General features: G+C 69.3%; 17 protein-coding genes and 1 riboswitch. Of the genes, 12 read left to right on the forward strand and 5 right to left on the reverse strand.

Going from position 1 to position 18,583, the window contains the following annotated elements:
• Positions 1-13: 13 nt before the first annotated feature.
• The 6 genes from hpaD to BLW44_RS13925 all read left to right on the forward strand — a co-directional run bounded on the left by hpaD (position 14) and on the right by BLW44_RS13925 (position 5,473).
• Positions 14-1,177: a 3,4-dihydroxyphenylacetate 2,3-dioxygenase gene (hpaD, locus tag BLW44_RS13900; protein ID WP_060928297.1), complete on the forward strand. Its 1,164-nt coding sequence runs from the start codon at positions 14-16 to the stop codon at positions 1,175-1,177.
• Positions 1,178-1,235: 58 nt separating this feature from the next.
• Complete coding sequence (locus BLW44_RS13905; protein WP_060928298.1) at positions 1,236-2,021, forward strand: fumarylacetoacetate hydrolase family protein; 786 nt, start codon at positions 1,236-1,238, stop codon at positions 2,019-2,021.
• Positions 2,006-2,809, forward strand: a complete 804-nt coding sequence (locus tag BLW44_RS13910; RefSeq protein ID WP_060928299.1) for an HpcH/HpaI aldolase family protein — start codon at positions 2,006-2,008, stop codon at positions 2,807-2,809. The genes BLW44_RS13905 and BLW44_RS13910 overlap by 16 nt, the downstream gene beginning before the upstream one ends.
• 489 nt (positions 2,810-3,298) lie before the next feature.
• The gene (locus BLW44_RS18535; protein ID WP_083389585.1) at positions 3,299-4,117 is read left to right on the forward strand and encodes an MFS transporter; all 819 of its coding nucleotides are present in this window, start codon (positions 3,299-3,301) and stop codon (positions 4,115-4,117) included.
• 22 nt (positions 4,118-4,139) lie between these two features.
• Positions 4,140-4,862, forward strand: coding sequence for a DUF6882 domain-containing protein (locus tag BLW44_RS13920; RefSeq protein ID WP_060928301.1), 723 nt, complete (start codon positions 4,140-4,142; stop codon positions 4,860-4,862).
• A 47-nt stretch (positions 4,863-4,909) separates the two neighbouring features.
• Positions 4,910-5,473 carry a phage holin family protein gene (locus tag BLW44_RS13925; protein WP_060928302.1) on the forward strand — a complete coding sequence of 188 codons (564 nt, stop codon included), beginning with the start codon at positions 4,910-4,912 and terminating at the stop codon, positions 5,471-5,473.
• 252 nt (positions 5,474-5,725) lie between these two features.
• On the opposite strand, the gene BLW44_RS13930 is transcribed toward BLW44_RS13925, so the two are convergent.
• A complete protein-coding gene (locus BLW44_RS13930; RefSeq protein ID WP_060928303.1) occupies positions 5,726-6,604 on the reverse strand; it encodes a bifunctional methylenetetrahydrofolate dehydrogenase/methenyltetrahydrofolate cyclohydrolase in 879 nt (292 codons plus the stop codon).
• Complete coding sequence (gene glyA, locus BLW44_RS13935) at positions 6,601-7,875, reverse strand: serine hydroxymethyltransferase (protein WP_060928304.1); 1,275 nt, start codon at positions 7,873-7,875, stop codon at positions 6,601-6,603. Before glyA ends, BLW44_RS13930 begins: the two co-directional genes overlap by 4 nt.
• Before the next feature lie 35 nt (positions 7,876-7,910).
• A riboswitch (ZMP/ZTP riboswitch) is annotated at positions 7,911-7,995 on the reverse strand.
• Between the two features lie 52 nt (positions 7,996-8,047).
• Here glyA and BLW44_RS13940 point away from each other — a divergent pair.
• From BLW44_RS13940 to BLW44_RS13965, 6 genes are all read left to right on the forward strand, one after another.
• Positions 8,048-9,574, forward strand: a complete 1,527-nt coding sequence (locus BLW44_RS13940; RefSeq protein ID WP_074731842.1) for a family 20 glycosylhydrolase — start codon at positions 8,048-8,050, stop codon at positions 9,572-9,574.
• A complete protein-coding gene (gene nagA / locus BLW44_RS13945; RefSeq protein WP_060928306.1) occupies positions 9,571-10,737 on the forward strand; it encodes an N-acetylglucosamine-6-phosphate deacetylase in 1,167 nt (388 codons plus the stop codon). The genes BLW44_RS13940 and nagA overlap by 4 nt, the downstream gene beginning before the upstream one ends.
• Before the next feature lie 480 nt (positions 10,738-11,217).
• Positions 11,218-13,413, forward strand: coding sequence for a sigma-70 family RNA polymerase sigma factor (locus tag BLW44_RS13950; RefSeq protein WP_074731844.1), 2,196 nt, complete (start codon positions 11,218-11,220; stop codon positions 13,411-13,413).
• 29 nt (positions 13,414-13,442) lie between these two features.
• Positions 13,443-13,814 carry a YrdB family protein gene (locus tag BLW44_RS13955; RefSeq protein ID WP_060927985.1) on the forward strand — a complete coding sequence of 124 codons (372 nt, stop codon included), beginning with the start codon at positions 13,443-13,445 and terminating at the stop codon, positions 13,812-13,814.
• A complete protein-coding gene (locus BLW44_RS13960; RefSeq protein ID WP_060927984.1) occupies positions 13,811-15,178 on the forward strand; it encodes an FAD-binding oxidoreductase in 1,368 nt (455 codons plus the stop codon). The genes BLW44_RS13955 and BLW44_RS13960 overlap by 4 nt, the downstream gene beginning before the upstream one ends.
• A complete protein-coding gene (locus BLW44_RS13965; RefSeq protein WP_060927983.1) occupies positions 15,171-15,575 on the forward strand; it encodes an NUDIX hydrolase in 405 nt (134 codons plus the stop codon). Before BLW44_RS13960 ends, BLW44_RS13965 begins: the two co-directional genes overlap by 8 nt.
• A 10-nt stretch (positions 15,576-15,585) precedes the next feature.
• Here BLW44_RS13965 and nagB read toward each other — a convergent pair whose 3' ends face one another.
• Genes nagB through BLW44_RS13980 form a run of 3 tightly spaced genes read right to left on the reverse strand, consistent with a single transcriptional unit; the run spans position 15,586 to position 18,551 of the window.
• The gene (gene nagB, locus BLW44_RS13970; protein ID WP_060927982.1) at positions 15,586-16,365 is read right to left on the reverse strand and encodes a glucosamine-6-phosphate deaminase; all 780 of its coding nucleotides are present in this window, start codon (positions 16,363-16,365) and stop codon (positions 15,586-15,588) included.
• On the reverse strand, positions 16,358-17,323 hold the full coding sequence (locus BLW44_RS13975; RefSeq protein ID WP_174521376.1) for an ROK family protein: 966 nt from the start codon (positions 17,321-17,323) through the stop codon (positions 16,358-16,360). Before BLW44_RS13975 ends, nagB begins: the two co-directional genes overlap by 8 nt.
• A 40-nt stretch (positions 17,324-17,363) precedes the next feature.
• Positions 17,364-18,551, reverse strand: coding sequence for an ROK family transcriptional regulator (locus tag BLW44_RS13980; RefSeq protein ID WP_060927981.1), 1,188 nt, complete (start codon positions 18,549-18,551; stop codon positions 17,364-17,366).
• Between the last annotated feature and the right edge of the window lie 32 nt (positions 18,552-18,583).

Genomic DNA, 18,583 nt, shown 5'->3' on the forward strand with positions numbered 1-18,583 from the left:
CAAGGACCCTGCAATGACCGACAAGACTGCGAAGACGCTGACCTCCTCGGGCTACTACGTGAGCCAGGAGGCTCCGATCCAGACCGACAACCCCATCGCGACGCCCACGAGCACCCCTCCCGACGTGCTGCGCTGCGCCTACATGGAGCTCGTCGTCACCGACCTGGCCGCCTCGCGGGTGTTCTATGTCGATGTCCTCGGCCTGTACGTCACGGAAGAGGACGACGAGGCGATCTACCTCCGCTCGACGGAGGAGTTCATCCACCACAACCTCGTGCTGCGCAAGGGGCCGATCGCCGCTGTCGCCGCGTTCTCCTACCGCGTGCGCTCGGCTGAGGATCTCGACCTCGCCGTGGCGTTCTACACCGAGCTCGGCTGCGACGTGCGCCGCAACCCGGAGGGCTTCGTCAAGGGCGTCGGCGACTCGGTGCGCGTGGTCGACCCGCTGGGCTTCCCCATCGAGTTCTTCCACCAGTCCGACCACGTCGAGCGCATGTCGTGGCGCTACGACCTGCACATCCCGGGCGAGCTCGTTCGACTCGACCACTTCAACCAGGTCACCCCCGACGTGCCCCGCGCCGTGAAGTTCATGCAGGATCTGGGGTTCCGCGTCACGGAGGACATCCAGGACGATGAGGGCACCGTGTATGCGGCGTGGATGCGTCGCAAGCCCACCGTGCACGACACCGCGATGACCGGCGGCGACGGTCCGCGTATGCACCACGTCTGCTTCGCGACGCACGAGAAGCACAACATCTTGGCGATCTGCGACAAGCTCGGAGCCCTCCGCCGCTCCGACGCGATCGAGCGGGGCCCGGGCCGTCACGGCGTCTCGAACGCGTTCTACCTCTACCTCCGCGACCCCGACGGTCACCGTGTCGAGGTCTACACGCAGGACTACTACACGGGCGACCCCGACAACCCCGTCATCACCTGGGATGTGCACGACAACCAGCGCCGTGACTGGTGGGGCAACCCGGTCGTCCCGTCCTGGTACACCGAGGCCTCGCTCGTGCTCGACCTCGACGGCAACCCGCAGCCCGTCGTCGCCCGCACCGACGACTCCGAGATGGCCGTCACGATCGGTGCCGACGGCTTCTCGTACACGCGACCCGGCGACGACGAGGCCATGCCGGAATACAAGCAGGGCGAGTACAAGCTCGGCCACCAGCTCTGACCGCCTCTTTCACAGGGTCGCACGCAGGTTCGCACGTTCGCATACAGAGGAGAGACGGATGCTGTCAGCAGACATCGTCGCGCAGATCGCGGCGGAACTCGCCGAGGCCGACCGGACCCACGGGGTGATCCCTCGCATCACCGCGCGGTACCCCGAGGCCACGGTCGAGGACTCGTACGCGATCCAGGGCGTGTGGCGTGACTCGCAGATCGCCGCCGGGCGTCGACTGGTCGGGCGCAAGATCGGACTCACGTCGAAGGCCATGCAGCAGGCGACGGGCATCACCGAGCCCGACTACGGCGTCATGTTCGACGACACCGTGTACGAGTCGGGGGCCGAGATCCCGGTCGATCACTTCTCGAACGTACGCATCGAGGTCGAGCTCGCATTCGTGCTCAAGCATCCGCTCGAAGGCCCTGACTGCACGCTGGAGGACGCGCTCGCCGCGATCGACTACGCCGTCCCCGCGCTCGAGGTGCTGAACTCGCACATCGAGCTCGAGGGGCGCACGATCGTCGACACGATCAGCGACAACGCCGCCTACGGGGCCATGGTGCTGGGCACGGTGCGCAAGCGCCCCGACGAGATCGACCTGCGATGGGTGCCCGGTGTGCTCTCGCGCAACGGCGAGATCGAGGAGACCGGGGTCGCCGCCGGCGTGCTTGGCCATCCCGCCACCGGTGTCGCGTGGCTCGCGAACAAGTTCCACCAGCACGGCGCGCGTCTGGAGCCGGGCGAGATCATCCTGGCAGGATCGTTCACACGCCCGATGTGGGTGTCGCGCGGCGACCAGGTGCTGTGCGACTACGGACCGATGGGAACGATCGAATGCCGCTTCATCTGAGACCGTCCCTCCGCGAGCAGCTCGCATCGGCCGACCGCCCGCTGATCGGGATGTGGGCGTGCTCCGGCAGCTCCCTCGTCACCGAGGTCGCCGCAGGCTCCGGCCTCGACTGGCTCCTCATCGACATGGAACACTCCGCGAACACGCTCGAGTCGACACTGGTGCAGCTGCAGGTGGTCGCCGGCTACCCGATCACCCCGGTCGTGCGCGTCCCGTCGAACGACACCGTGGCGATCAAGCAGGTGCTCGACCTGGGCGCGCAGAACCTCATCGTCCCGATGGTCTCGTCGGCCGAGGAGGCGCGCGCTGCGGTCGCCGCGACCCGCTACCCGCCAGAGGGCGTGCGCGGCGTCGGCAGCGCTCTCGCGCGCAGCGCCCGCTGGAACCGCGTCGACGGCTACCTGCAGGACTCCGCGCGGCACACGTCTCTGACGGTTCAGATCGAGACCGCAGCCGGCGTGGAGGCTGCAGCCGAGATCGCTGCCGTCGACGGGGTGGACGCCGTGTTCGTGGGCCCGTCCGACCTGTCGGCGTCGATGGGGCTGCTCGGTCAGCAGACGCATCCCGAGGTCGTCGCAGCGGTCGAGCGCGTCTTCGTCGCGGCGAAGGATTCCGGCACTCCGGTGGGTGTGAACGCCTTCGATCCCTCCGCCGCCGATGCGTACATCGCCGCGGGTGCGGACTTCGTGGCCGTCGGGGCCGACGTGGCGATGCTGGCACGCGCATCCGAGGCCCTGGCCGCCCGCTTCATCCCGGCATCCGACGACACGACCCGCGCCAGCTACTGACTCCTGCTGCCGCTGCCCTCGGGTGGCAGGATGGACGGATGCAGAGCAGCGAGCACCCGCGATGATCCGCGCGCTCGCGGCTATGCAGGACCGAGGATTCCGCTGGTTCTTCCTCGCGCGTGCCATCACGCTCATCGCCGGCTCGATGTCGTCGATCGCGCTGGCCTTCGCCGTGCTCGAGATCGACAACGACGCGCGATCGCTGTCGATCGTGCTGGCGGCGTTCACGGTGAGCAACATCGTCTTCCTGCTGTTCGGCGGCGTGGTCGCCGATCGACTTCCTCGGGCCCTCATCATCCAGTCCTGCTACGTCATCGACATCCTGACGATCGGTGCGATGGCCGTACTGCTGTTCACCGGAGCGGCCACGGTTCCGCTGCTCGCGCTGCTGTCGGTCGTGAACGGTGCGTCCACCGCGTTCGTCCTCCCCGCCATGCAGGGGATCATCCCGCAGCTGACCTCCCCGAGCACCTGCAGCAGGCCAACGCGATGCTGTCGTTCGTGCGCTCCGCGACCACGATCGGCGGTCCCATCATCGCCGGCATCGTGGTCGCCACCGCCGGACCCGCCTGGGCCATGGTCGTGCAGGCGATCGGCTGGGTCATCGCGATCCCGGTGCTGGCGATGGTCAGGCTTCCTCCGCCGGATCATGGCGGCGGAACCACGATGTTCCACGACCTCCGGGTCGGGTGGCGCGAGTTCTGGAGCCGCACCTGGCTGTGGGTGATCGTGCTCGCCTTCATGGTGATGAATGCGATCCACATCGGGGCCTGGGGCGTGGTCGGCCCGTACATCGCCAAGAACGACGAGAGGCTGGGCATCGCCGGGTGGGGGTGGGTCGTCAGCGCCGAGGGCGTCGGCATCCTGCTGATGACCCTGATACTGCTGTGGTTCCCGCTGAAACGACCGCTGCGCTACGGGATGATCGGCATGGCCGCCTTCGCCATCCCGCTCACGGTGCTGGGCGTGCATCCCGCCGTCGTCCTGCTCGCCATCGCCGCGTTCCTGGCCGGTGCCGGAGCCGAGGTGTTCAGCACCGGATGGAACCTCGCGATGATGGAGAACATCCCCGGCGACAAGCTCTCGCGCGTCGCCAGCTACGACATGCTCGGCAGCTTCGTGGTGATGCCGATCGGGACGCTCGTCTACGGCTGGCTGCTCACGCACAGCGACGTCGAGACCGTGCTCGTCACCTCGGGGATCCTGTACGCCGTACTCGCCGCCGTGACGCTGTTGGTGCCGAGCGTCTGGCGGATGGGGCGACCGGTGGATGCGCTGACCGGCCGCACGGCGTTGGCGGATTCATAGCAATCCGGGCGAGACTGTGGGCATGACCTTCGCCGCGCTCCAGCCGCTCGCAGACCGTGCCGCACTGTTCTCCGCCCTCCGTCAGGACTCCCTCACGACCGCCCTCGAGGACCTCGGTGACAATCGATGGGATGCCGACATGGCTGCCGGCACGCTCACCTTCACGTCGAACGCCGACCCGTCCCGACAGCTCGTGACGCGTGCACACCTGGTGGCGACCATCGCCCCAGGACCCCGCTCACTGCTGTGGGCGTGGGCCCACCCGCAGGGCGATCCCGCCGGCGTGGCGGCCCAGTTGCGCGACTACGGCCGCGAGCACGGGATCGCCGAGCTCAGCGAGACGGAGCTCCCCTTCCCCGCCGACGCCGCAGGCGACGCCGACTGGATCACCGCAGCAGCGCACACGGTCGGCGCCGTCGCCGTGGAGCTGACGGGCCGTGCGCCGTACTACCTGGCTCCGGTCGGCGGCGGCACGTACGCCGTGTTCCTGCTCGACGCGCCGCTGCCGCCACTCACGGTCGCGGCCGCCGCCATCGTCCTGCCGCGCATCCTCTCGACCGTCGCGCTGCCCGACGCGCGCACCTCGGTGTGGGATGCCGCGCGCCTCGCCGGCTGGAACCTCACCTGGACGGACGAGTCGTTCTCCGGCGCCACGGTGGCCGACAGCACCGGCACGGCGACCTTCCGGTTCGACGAGCGGGCGCGCATCACGAACATCGAGAGCAGTCTGCACCCGCAGGCCTGACGCTCGGCGAGGTGCCGCAGCATCCGGGATTATGGGATTCTGGTCGCATGAAGAACGCCATCGTCCGATTCGCCGCCCTGTACGTGTTCAACGTCGCGGTGCTGCTGCTCATCGGCCTGCTGTTCCCCGGCGTCTCCGTGGGATTCAACGCACTCTGGGCCGCTGTGATCCTCACGCTCGCCGCGCTCCTGGTGAAGCCGACGCTGACCGCGGCCTTCCGAAAGGCGGCAGCCAAGTCGGCGGCCGATCGCACGCGCCTCGGCGAGAAGGTCGTGCAGTACGTGTTGGTCTACCTGGTCGAGCTCATCATCTGGGTGCTCACCGTCTGGCTGACCGGGGTACGCGCATCCGGATTCTGGGATTTCGCCCTGCCCCCGCTCTTCCTGCTGTTCGTGTGGATGATCTACGACCAGGTCGACGACCGGCTCCAGGCGAAGGCCGGCGAACTCTACGACGCCGTGCAGGCGAGGGTCGGGCGAGGCGGGGCGAAGGGAACCACTCCCGGGGCATCGTCCGGGGCATCCGCCGCTCGGGACACGTCAGCCGCCCGCGACGAGTTGAACGACGGGCTCACGCCCGAGCAGCGGCGGATGCTCGACGAACTGGGCTGACCACACCCCGTCCCGTCCCGTCCCGTCCCGCACACGTTGCCCCGTTCCGACCCGACCCATCCCGTCCCGTCTCGCACACCCGGCTGACCACACCCCGTCCCGATCCGCACACACTGTCCCGTTCCGCGCACGAAATGGGGCGAAAGGTGTGCAGACCGGGACAAGGTGTGCAGATCGGGACCGGATCCACCCGGGACAAGGTGTGCAGATCGGGACCGGGACCGAGATCCACCCCGAACGGCCGGGACCGGGTCAGACGAGTCGTTCGGCCGCCTCGACGACGTTGGTCATCAGCAGGGCGACGGTCATGGGCCCGACTCCGCCGGGATTCGGCGAGACCCAGCCGGCGACCTCGGCGACATCCGGATGCACGTCGCCGAATACCAGGTTCTTCCCGGACTCGGGATCGGCCTCGCGGGTGACGCCCACGTCGAGCACGGCGGCTCCCGGCTTGACGTCCTCGGCGCGGATGAGGTGCTTGACGCCCGCTGCCGCCACGATCACGTCGGCCTCGCGCAGGTAGCGCGGCATGTCGACGGTACCGGTGTGGGTCAGCGTGACGGTCGCGTTCAGGTCGCGCCGCGTGAGCAGCAGGCCGATGGAGCGGCCGATCGTGACACCGCGCCCGACGACCACGACATGCTTGCCCTTGAGGTCGTAGTCGTTGCGCAGCAGCAGCTCGATCACACCGCGCGGCGTGCAGGGCAACGGGGTATGGATCGGGCTGTTGACGTTGAGCACGAGCCGCCCGAGGTTGGTCGGGTGCAGGCCGTCTGCGTCCTTCGCCGGGTCGATCCGCTCGAGGATCGCGTCGGTGTCGATGTGCTTCGGCAGCGGCAGCTGGACGATGTAGCCGTGGCAGTCCGGATCGGCGTTGAGCTCGTCGATCAACGCCTCGACGTCGGCCTGCGTGGCATCGGCCGGCAGCTCGCGCTGGATCGAGTTCATCCCGATCGCCTCGGACTGACGGTGCTTCATCCCGACGTAGAGCTGGGATGCCGGGTCGGCGCCGACGAGCACCGTGGCGATCCCCGGCACGATGCCCTTCGCCTTCAGCGCGGCGACGCGCTCGGTCAGCTCGGCCTTGATCGCGGCCGACGCCGCCTTGCCGTCGAGGATCTTCGCGGTCACTGCTGCAGGTCCGGGTAGAGCGGGAAGCCTGCGGCGAGCGCGTCGACACGGGCACGGAGCGCCTCGACGTCGGCGCCGGGGAGCAGGGCGAGCGCGATCACGTCGGCGACCTCGGTGAACTCGGCGTCGCCGAAGCCACGCGTCGCGAGTGCCGGCGTTCCGATGCGCAGACCCGAGGTGACCATCGGCGGACGCGGGTCGTTCGGCACCGCGTTGCGGTTCACGGTGATGTGGATGTCGTGCAGCAGGTCTTCAGCCTGCTTGCCGTCGATCTCGGCGTCGCGCAGGTCGACGAGCACCAGGTGCACGTCGGTGCCGCCGGAGCGCACGCCGATGCCGGCATCCTGCACGTCCTGCTGGGAGAGGCGCTCGGCGAGGATGGATGCTCCGCGCAGCGTCCGCTCCTGGCGCTCCTTGAACTCGGGGGTGCCGGCCAGCTTGAACGCGGTCGCCTTCGCGGCGATCACGTGCATGAGGGGGCCGCCCTGCTGTCCTGGGAAGACAGCCGTGTTGATCTTCTTGGCGAGGTCGGCGTCGTTCGTGAGGATGAAGCCCGAACGCGGGCCGCCGATCGTCTTGTGCACGGTCGAGGAGACGACGTGCGCGTGCGGCACCGGGTTCGGGTGCAGACCCGCAGCGACGAGACCGGCGAAGTGCGCCATGTCGACCCAGAGCAGCGCGCCCACCTCGTCGGCGATGGCACGGAACGCAGCGAAGTCGAGCGTGCGGGGGTAGGCCGACCAGCCGGCGATGATGACCTTGGGCTTGTGCTCGACCGCGAGGCGACGCACCTCGTCCATGTCGATCGTCGAGGTCTCGGGGTCAACGCCGTAGGCGACGATGTCGTAGAGGCGACCGGAGAAGTTGATCTTCATGCCGTGGGTCAGGTGGCCGCCCTGGTCGAGAGCGAGGCCGAGCAGCGTGTCTCCCGGGCGGGCGATCGCGTGCAGCACGGCGGCATTGGCGGATGCTCCCGAGTGCGGCTGAACGTTGGCGAACTCGGAGCCGAACAGGTCCTTGGCGCGCTGGATCGCGAGCTCTTCCGCGACGTCGACCTCTTCGCAGCCGCCGTAGTAGCGACGACCCGGGTAGCCCTCGGCGTACTTGTTCGTCAGCACGGAGCCCTGCGACTGCAGCACCGACACCGGGACGAAGTTCTCGGAGGCGATCATCTCGAGGAACGTCTGCTGACGCTTCAGTTCGCGATCCAGGACCTGCGCGATCTCGGGATCGACCTCGGAGAGTGGGGCGTTGAAGTAACGGTCGGTCATGACTTGCTCCTCTGACAACGGATTCGAAGGGTGTACCTATCGGCCCAGGCGCGCGGTCGAAGTCCGTGGTCAGTCGCTCCCCGGTGGTAGTCCACCCAGACGCCAGTCGCGACGGTTACGAGCATAGCGGATTTCCCTGTGCTCCCGACCGTCCGCAGGGTAGGTTTTGTTCATGGTCCTTCCCCATTCACTGCCCCTCGTTCCCCTGCCCTCCTCGGCCATCGCCGGAGAGGGCCGGATGCCGGTCTCGGAAGCCACGCGCGTCAGCGGCGACGCTCGGCTGACGACTCACCTGATCGAGGCGGTCGCGCAGCGCAGCGGCATCCGCCTCTCGGCCTCCCCCGACCAGCCGAGCCCTGACCGGTCGAGCGAGATCGCGCTGCGCCTCGACCCGTCGGTGGGCGGCCCGGAGAGCTACGCACTCACGATCGACGAGACGGTCGACATCGCCGGTGCCGACGAGGCCGGTCTCTTCTACGGCGTGCAGACGCTGCTGCAGCTGCTGCGCGAGGACGACGACGGATGGGGCCTGCTCCGCGCCGAGATCTCCGACTCCCCGCGCTTCGGCCGACGCGGCGTGATGCTCGACGTGACCCGCCACTTCTTCGACGTCGACGAGGTGAAGAAGTTCATCGACAGCACGAGCGCACTGAAGTTCAACCACCTGCATCTGCACCTGAGCGACGACCAGGGCTGGCGCATCCAGATCGACTCGTGGCCGAAGCTCACCGAGCTCGCCTCATCGACCGCGTCGCTCGGCGACCGCGGCGGTTTCTACACCAAAGACGACTACCGCGAGATCGTCGCGTACGCGGCCGAGAGGCACATGGTGGTGATCCCCGAGATCGACCTGCCCGGGCACACGCACGCGATCGGCGTCGCCTACCCGGAGCTCGTCGAGGAACCCGTCATGAACGACGGTCTGCTCTCCGAATCGGCGCGTCTCGGCCAGCCGCTTCCGGTCGCCGGTGAGCCGTATCTCGGCTGGGGCGTGGGGCACTCCAGCGTCCGCATCCACGAGGAGCGTACCTACGAGTTCGTGCGGGATGTCGTCCGCGAACTCGCCGAGATGACTCCCGGCCCCTACATCCACATCGGCGGGGATGAGTCCCTCGGCACCCCGCAGGACGACTTCGACCTCTTCGTCGAGCGTGCGACGGCGATCGTCGTCGAGGAGGGCAAGATCCCGCTCGCCTGGCATGAGGTCGGTGCGGCGAAGGACATCGCCGAGGGCACGATCGGGCAGTACTGGGGCAAGACGACGCCGGAGGGCACGCACGCTGCAGAGGCCGCTCACTTCGTCGAGCGCGGTGGCGCGCTGATCATGTCGGCGGCAGACGTCGCCTACCTCGACATGAAGTACGACGCCGACTTCCCGCTCGGGCTCACCTGGGCCGGGGTCATCGATGTCCGCACGGCCTACGAGTGGGAGCCCACCTCGATCCTCGATGTCCCGGAGAGTGCGATCCTCGGGATCGAGGCCCCGCTGTGGAGCGAGACCACCCGCACCTTCGGCGAGGTCGAGCAGCTGGTCTTCCCCCGAGCGGCGGCGCAGGCCGAGATCGGCTGGTCGCCGCGCGAGGGGGCTGGACGCGAGTGGGTATCGTTCCGCGAGCGGCTCGGCTCCCTCGCTCCGCTGTGGAAGGCTGGTCGGGTCGACTTCCACCCCGCAGCAGAGATCCCCTGGAGCGAGCGATGACATCCGATCCCGCGGCGAGCGGCTCGCTCGTCATCCACTCGGTCCGGCTCGTCGACGGCGGCGTGGTCGTGCCGGACGCCTGGGTACGCATCGAGCACGGCATCATCGTCGACCGCGGCACCGGAGGCACCTGGGCAGCTGCCGATGAGGTGGTGGATGCTGCGGCACTCGCCGGCCCAGGCGCCGTACTCACTGCGGGCTTCGTCGACATCCACGGGCACGGCGGCGCGGGGGCGTCCTTCGATGACGGCGTCGAGGCGATCCGCACAGCGCGGGCGCTGCACCGGCAGCACGGCACCACGCGCGCGGTCGTCTCCCTCGTCACTGCTCCGCTCGACGACCTGGCGCGCCGAGTCGCCGACATCGCGGATCTCACGGAGACGGACACCGACATCCTCGGTTCCCACCTCGAGGGCCCGTTCCTGGACCCCGCCCATCACGGCGCGCACGAGCCGACGCTGCTGCGGCACCCCGCGGCCGATGACGTGACGCGACTGCTCGGTGCGGGTCGCGGCACGATCAGGCAGGTCACGCTCGCCCCCGAGCTCCCCGGCGGCCTCGACGCGGTCCGACTGATCGTGGAATCGGGCGCGGTGGCCGCCGTCGGGCACACGAGCGCGGATGCCGGACTCGCCGTCCAGGCGTTCGAGGCCGGAGCCACACTGCTCACGCACGCGTTCAATGCGATGCCCGGCATCCATCATCGTGCGCCGGGTCCTGTGCTGGCCGCCGCAGCCGATCACCGCGTGGTCCTGGAGGTGATCGCGGACAACGTGCACCTCGATCCGCACGTGATCAAGCTCGTCTTCGATTCGGCGCCAGGCCGGGTCGCACTCATCACGGATGCGATGGCCGCAGCGGGCAGCGCAGACGGTCACTACGACCTCGGCGCCGTCAGCGTGACAGTCGAGGGCGGGATCGCGCGAGCGGACGACACGGGGTCGATCGCGGGATCGACCCTCACTCAAGACCTGGCGCTCCGGCGCGCTGTCGATGCGGGCGTGGCACTGGCCGACGCTGTTCGCGCGCTCACCGAGACGCCTGCGGATGCGATCGGTGTGGGCGACAGGTTCGGACGCCTCACCGTCGGGCACGTCGGCGACGCCGTGCTGCTCGACGCGCAGCTGCACGTCGCGCGCGTGTGGGTGGACGGCCGGCACTGACCCGCACGGTCCTGCGCTACGCGCGACGACGCGCAGCTCTGCGCACTCCGGTTCGGATGGGTGAGGGGCCGCCGTTCCCCAGATCGGCGGCCCCATCACGATTCCCCCTTGTCGAGAGCTGGCGGGTCGAGCACTCCTCCCCCGAGGCGCCCGACCCGCCATGCCGGTGCACTTACCCCTTGCACCAGCGCCAGGACCCCGCCCCCCGGTGGAGCCCCATGGCTGTCTCTATGGATGAGACGAAGAGGATCCCGATTCATTACGCGACTTCTCAGATTTTTTTCGAGAATGTTCGACCAGGATGATCGATTCGGCCATGACCGGCCATTTCTCTGCGCAGACCGATCTCTGCACGGATTCTCACCAGGGGTGGCGACGCTGGGAGATTGGAGAGAGAATGGAACAGGCGCGTGATGAAAATGGGGTTCACGCGTCTCTTCATGTGGAGGCGCATTCGCGCTCCGCGACAGATGGATGACAGTGGACCACGACAGCACTTCGCACGACGAGTCGATCGCCGACGCCGATCTCGTACTGCGCACCCGCTCGGGTGACGCAGCGGCGTTCGGTGAACTCTGGAGGCGGCACTATCCCTCCGGCATGTCCGTGGCCCGGTCCATCACCTCGTCGATCGATCCCGACGACCTCGTGCAGGAGTCGTACACCCGGATCTACCAGGCCATCATCAAGGGCGGCGGGCCCAACGGCTCGTTCCGCGCCTACCTGTTCACCAGCATCCGCAACACCGCGGCCGCCTGGGGCCGTTCGCGACGCGACACGGCGATCGATGAGCTCGACACCGTGGCGGACCCCGACAGCACGGAGCAGGCCGCGAACGAGGCGCTTGATCGCAGCCTCACGGCGCAGGCGTTCCGCAGCCTCCCCTCCCGCTGGCAGGAGGTGCTCTGGTACACCGAGATCGAGCAGATGAAGCCCCAGGAGGCCGCGACCCTGCTCGGCATGAAGGCCGGCGCGGTATCGCAGCTCGCCTTCCGCGCCCGAGAGGGTCTGCGCGAAGCATGGATCCAGGCTCACCTGCGCAGCGCAGAACCGGGGTCGGACTGCCAGTGGACCATCGAGCACCTCGGTGCCTACTCGCGAGGCAACCTGAGCACCCGCGACCACAAGCGCCTCGAGCAGCACCTCGAAGACTGCGCACGCTGCATGATCGTCGCCGCCGAAGCGAAAGACGTCTCGAAGCGGCTCGCCCTCGTCCTTCTCCCTCTGGTGCTCGGCGTCTCAGGGTCTGCCGGATACCTGGCCGCCCTGCAGGGCGGCGGGACTCCGATCGTGGCACTCGCTGCCATGCCGTCGACCATCACCCAGGGTGCGGTCGTCGCCGGCGGAAGCGGGCCCGCCGGTGGATCCACCGGTACCGGCGGTTCGGCCGGAGCCGGTGGCGCGGGAGCGACGACAGGTGGAGCAGGGACGGCAGGCGGAGCGGCATCCGGTGGCGGATTCCTGAGCGGTGTCGGCGCACTCGTCGGTGCCGGCTCGGCTGCACTGGTCGTCGCCGGTGTGGTGGCCGCGTCCACCATCATCCCCGGTCTCGCCGGAGCGAACCCCGCAGCATCCTTGCCGAGCGCGGGCGACACCGACTCCTCGGCGATCAGCGCGGACGTCGGACCGGACGATTCGATGTCGTCCGATGAGAAGACGGTGCTGATCGAGGACTCCGACGACGACGCCGACGAACTCGTCGAGCCGCCGGTAGAGGCTCCCATCACTCCGCAGCCCGCCGAAGACACGGCGCCCGCTCTTGCTCCTCCCGTGATCCCGGTCGACCCGGTGACCCCGGCTCCGCCCGTCGACCCGACCGATCCCGGAGACGGTGAGCCCGGAGGAGAGAACCCCGGAGGAGAGAACCCCGGAGGGGAAAACCCCGGAGGAGAGAACCCCGGAGGGGAAAACCCCGGAGGAGAGAACCCCGGAGGAGAGAACCCCGGAGGGGAAAACCCCGGAGGAGAGAACCCCGGAGGGGAGAACCCCGGAGAGGGCGAGAACGGCGGCGGGCTCCCGGCGGGCACGCCTTCGGTAGGCGGCGCAGACGTCACGTTCATCATCGACCTCGACAACATCGTGACCACCCACTACGTCGTCCCGGTCGCCGGAATCGTCGGCTCTGTGGTGAGCACGACGATCGGCGGAGGCACGGGCGGAAACGGCACGACGACGCTCTCGCCGCACCGCGACGACCCGTCGGTCGGATACGGAGAGATCGACCTCCGCCCGTCGCTCCAGCAGATCTGCGAGAACGCGACCGTGGAGTTCTTCTACGTCGCCGGCGACAGGGTCGGCCCCTCGACAAGTGTGACGCTGCGCGACCTGGGCGGATTCGATCCGGGCGCCCTCTGTCTCCTCACGCTCGACGACGCACAGAGCGTTGCCGCACCCGCCGATCAGGCATCACTCGCTCCGGCGGAGGTCGCCCCTGTCGAAGAGGCTCCCCCTGCTGCGCCCGCCGAGGCTCCTGCGCCGGTCACGGAGGAGCCCGCACCCGCGGTCGAACCGGCTCCGGTCGCCGAACCCGCTCCCGTCACGGAGCCCGCACCGGCCGCGGAGCCCGCGCCGGTCGAGGCGCCCGCTCCCGTGGAGGAGCCCGTGACCGCACCCGCGCAGAAGGCTGTCGCCGACCAGACAGTCGCGGTCGTCGACGAGACCGTCCCGGCACTCTGACCGGTCACCGCGGCGAATAGACTGGGGGTATGCCCCAGGATTCCGCCACCGTCCCCGGCGTCGACCGCCCGAACATCACCGCGCTCGACATCGTGCGCTCGATCGTCCTGGTCACAGCCGTCGGCTCGCTCGCGCTGTGGGGCTTCGCCACGTGGCCCTTCCCGTGGAACGTCGTCCTCGGCATCGGCGCCCCGGTCGTCGTGATCCTGGTGTGGGCGCTGTTCCTCTCCCCCCGCCCCGTGCTGCGGCTGCACCCGTTCCTGCGCGCGGCCGTCGAGCTCCTCATCTACGTCGGCGTCACGATCGCCTGGTGGCTGATGGACCAGCCGGTCGTCGGCACCGCCTTCGCCGTGGTCGCCGTCGGAACGGGCGTGGTGAGCGGACGGCGCCGGATCGCATGACCGCCGCCCTCGACCTCCTCGTCTCCGCCCTCGGCGACCTCGTCGACACCGACGCCGCATCCCTCGACGACGCACGCGCGGACCAGTCCGGCCACGCGGCGCCGGGGCGCCCGATCGCCGTCATCCACGCCGAGACCGTCGAACACGTCCAGACCGTCATGCGCATCGCCACCGAGACTCGCACGCCGGTCGTCGTGCGAGGGGCGGGCACCGGTCTCGCCGGCGCCGCGAACGGCGGAGAGGGCGAGATCGTGCTCTCCACCCGCCGCATGACGGCGATCCGCGAGATCCGCGCCGATGACCTCCTCGCGGTGGTCGAACCCGGCATCCTGAACGCCGAGCTCAACGACGTGCTCGCCGCGCACGGGCTCTGGTGGGCACCGGACCCGGCCAGCCGGGCGATCTCGACCGTCGGCGGCAACATCGCCACGGGCGCAGGCGGACTGCTGTGCGCGAAGTACGGCGTCGTCAGAGATGCCGTGCTCGGCGTCGACCTCGTGCTCGCCGACGGCCGACTGCTGCATCTCGGCCACCGCAGCGTCAAGGGCGTGACCGGACTCGACCTCACCTCGCTGGTGATCGGCTCCGAGGGGACACTCGGCGTCGTCGTCGGCGCCACCCTCAAGCTGCGCAGACTCGTCGAGGGCACGACCTGCACGATCGCCGCGACGTTCCCCGACGTCCGTGCCGCCGCAGCGGCCTCTGCCGCGGTGACCGCCTCCGGCATCCAGCCCGCCATCATGGAGCTGATGGACTCCGCGAGCCTCGCCGCCGTCGCCGCGCTGCTCCAGCTGCCAGCCCCGACACCGGGGAGCGCGCAGCTGACGATCCAGACCGACGGCCCGGCCTCCGTCGCGGAGGCGACCACGATCGCGACCATTCTCGCCGCGCATCACGGCGTGCCGCAGGTCTCCCACGACCGCGAGGAGGGCGAGCGGCTGCTCGCGATCCGTCGCGCTATGCACCCGGCGATGTCAGCCCTCGGTACCACTCTGATCGAGGACGTGTCGGTGCCCCGCAGTGCGATGCCCGCGATGTTCGACGAGATCGCCCGCATCGAGAAGGCCTACTCGATGACCATCCCGACGGTCGCGCACGCGGGTGACGGCAACCTGCACCCGAACTTCATCTTCGAGGGTTCCGAGCCTCCCGCCCAGGTCTGGGCGGCCGCCGACGAGCTCTTCCGCGCCGCGATCGCGCTCGGCGGGACGCTGACCGGCGAGCACGGCATCGGCACGCTCAAGAGCCGCTGGCTGGCTGACGAGCTGGGCGACGATCAGTGGGAGCTGCAGCGGCAGATCACACGCGTGTTCGATCCGCTCGGCATCCTCAACCCCGGCAAGGTCTTCGCCGTCGATGCCTGACATCCACGTCAGCGCCGCGGTGATCGTCGACGATGCCGGCAGGGTCCTCGTCGTCCGCAAGAAGGGCACGACGCGCTTCATGCAGCCGGGAGGCAAGCCGGAGCCAGGAGAGACACCCGCGCAGACGCTCGTAAGGGAGCTGCACGAAGAACTCGGTCTGCGCCTCGACGAGGGCGACCTCGTGCACCTCGGGACCTTCGTGTCAGCCGCAGCGAACGAGCCGGGTCACCGTGTGATCGCGGAGGCGTTCTCCGTGTCCATCGCCGCAGCCGAGGTGGCAGCCCAGGCAGAACTCGCCGAGCTCCGGTGGATCACGCCGGCCGACGCCGAGACGCTGCCGCTCGCACCGCTCAGCGTCGAGCACCTGCTGCCGCTCGCCTGGCCGACGACGCGCTGACCGCGCAGCGTCAGATGCCCTGCCAGGAGGGCTTGTTGGCGAAGGTGTACCGGTAGTAGTCCGCGAGGCGGAGGCGCGATGCCGCCGCCTCATCGACGACGACGGTCGCATGCGGATGCAGCTGGATGGCCGATCCGGGCAGGATCGCCGAGAGCGGCCCCTCGACGGCATCCGCCACCGCCTGTGCCTTGCCCTCCCCGAAGGCCAGCAGCACGAGGTGACGCGCCCGCAGGATCGTTCCGAGCCCCTGGGTGATGCAGTGCCTGGGCACGTCGCCGATCGAGTCGAAGAAGCGCGCGTTGTCCTCGCGCGTCTGCTCGGTGAGGGTCTTCACCCTTGTGCGCGATGCGAACGACGAACCGGGCTCGTTGAAGCCGATGTGTCCGTCGGTGCCGATCCCGAGGATCTGCAGGTCGACCCCTCCAGCCGCGTCGATGGCCGACTCGTAGTCGTCGCCGGCGTGCTGGATGGTCGCCTCTGCGCCGTTGGGCACATGAATGCGGCGCGGGTCGAGTCCGAGCGGCTCGACGACCTCGCGGGTGATCACCGAACGGTAGCTCTCGGGGTGGGCGGGGTCGAGCCCGACATACTCGTCGAGGGCGAATCCACGCACCTGCGAGACATCCCGTCCCTCGAGCCGTGCGCGGAGCGCCTGATAGACCGGCAGCGGCGTGGAGCCGGTCGCGAGACCCAGCACGGCGTCCGGACGAGCGTCGATCAGCTCGGCGATCTCGGCGGCGACGAGCGCACCAGCCGCTTCCGCGTTCTGGACGATGACGACTTCAGCCATGGGAAACGATCTCCTTGGAGGGGGTGGTGGCGCCCACGATCGCCGCGCCGAACGCGGCGGCCGGCGAGCCGGCGGGGAGCAGTTCGATTCTGTCATCCAGGTGCAGCGAGCGCATGAACGGCGAGGCGGCAGCCTCCGCTGCGAGAGCGGACCGCACGCCCACGATCAGCCGGTCGCCGAGCGAGGTGAGCCCACCGCCGATGATCACACGTTCGACGTCGGCCGAGAGCACCAGCGCACGAACGGCCGCCGCGGCGCCGTGGAAGAGGTCGGTGCGGAGTTCGCCCGCACGCTCGTCGCCGGCATCTGCGGCATCGAGGATGTCCCGCACAGGCAGCGCACCAGGACGCCCCCAGGCCCTCGCCAGGGCTCCCCCGCCGCAGAAGGTCTCGATGCAGCCGCGTTGGCCGCATCCGCACAGCCGCCCGTTCGGATCGACAGAGAGGTGTCCGACCTCGCCGGCGGTGCCTCGAGAGCCGCGCCAGATCGTGCCGTCGACGACGATCCCCGCCGCCACCCCGGTGCCGAGGTTCAGGTACGCCATGGAGCCGACAATGCCTCGGAGCACGGCTGCCCCGAGGGCCGCCGCCTTCACGTCGTTCTCGACGCGCACCGGTGTGCCGAGACGGCCGCCGACAAGGCCGGCCAGGTCGAGCGACTCGACGCCGAGGTTCACCGCGTGCAGCACTCGCCCGGATTCGGCATCGACGAGCCCGGGGATCCCGACTCCGACCGACTCGATGTCGGAGCGATCGAATCCGCCCTCGTCAGACAGCGCGTCGACGGTGTCGAGGATGCTGACGATGACCGCGTCCTCGCCCCATCCGGTGGGGCGGCGCAGCCGTGCCAGGATCTCCCCGGAGCGCGACACGGCGACGGCGTCGATCTTGGTGCCGCCGACATCCAGACCCACTCGAATCTGCCGACCGGCGAGGTCGGCGTCGATGGCATCCGTCATCGGATGTCGCTCCTGCTCATCATCGGGGCTGCAGCGCGGGTCACGACACGCCCAGCTGGCTGGACAGGACCATCACCGCGGCGCCGCGCAGGACGATGTCCTCCTGGAGCGTCCGTCGGATCAGCGCGTCCTCGAAGACGCCCTCGAGTGTGCGTGCGTGCAGTGTCTCCACAGCAGCATCGACGAACACTCCGTCGAGCAGGTCCCCGGGTCCGGAGAGGACGACTTCGGAGAGGTCGAGGGCTGCGACGATCGGGGCGATCGCGATCGCCATCCTGGTGCCGGCATCCCTCAGGATCTCGTCGCGCGATCCGGGCGCCGCGTCGATCTCGGGGCGCAGGCGGGTCTCGGTGAGCCAGGCCTCGAGGCAGCCGTCCTTGCCGCACGCGCACCGGGGCCCGCCGTCGGTTCCGACGACGACGTGACCGATCTCCCCCGCCGCGAACCGGCTGCCGAGCAGCGGCTGGCTGCCGGTGATGACTCCTGCTCCGACACCACGACCGATCTTGATCAGCATGAAGTCGGCCTTGGCCTCGCCGAAGGTGTACTCGGCGAGCACGGCAGCGTTGGCGTCGTTGCGGACGAGGACGGGAAGGTCCAGTTCGATCCCCAGCTTCGCCTCGAGAGGCAGGTTGCTCCACCCCAGGTTGGGCGAGCTGAGCACCACGCCGTCCGGACGGACGACGCCGGGCGTGCCGATGCCGACCCCGAGGATCGGCTGGGTCGCCGTATCGGCGAGTGCGCGCGCGAGCTCCAGCGTCGCAGCATAGGCTGCGTCTCCGTCCGCGGACTCGGGGCGCGGGACCTCCCGACGCTCCAGCACGTCGCCGTCGAGACTGAGCAGTGCGCCGACGAAGGCATGCGGTCCCGAGAGGTCGAGCCCGATGATCTGGTGACCGACGCGGTCGATGTCGATGAGGATCGGCGGCTTGCCCGGTCCGACGGTCTCACGCACGCCCATCTCGATGACGATGCCGTCGGCGATGAACTCGGCGACCAGATCGGAGATGGTGACACGGGTCAGTCCGGTCTCCCTCGACAGATCGGCGCGGCTCATCGCCCCCGAGTGGTACAGGGTCTGCAGCACCAATGCCCGGTTGTGCCCGCGCGCGTGCTCGGGAAGGACCTTCGAACGGGAGCGCAGATGGCGTCCGGGGCCGAAGGCGTGGGCGTTCGCACCGACGTAGTCTGACGACGTCGATGGACGTGATTCACCCGAAACGGACATGTTTGTTAGTAGACCTTACGAACAAAAATTGT

The sequence above is a fragment of the Microbacterium hydrocarbonoxydans genome (assembly GCF_900105205.1).
In the GTDB taxonomy this organism is placed as follows: domain Bacteria; phylum Actinomycetota; class Actinomycetes; order Actinomycetales; family Microbacteriaceae; genus Microbacterium; species Microbacterium hydrocarbonoxydans.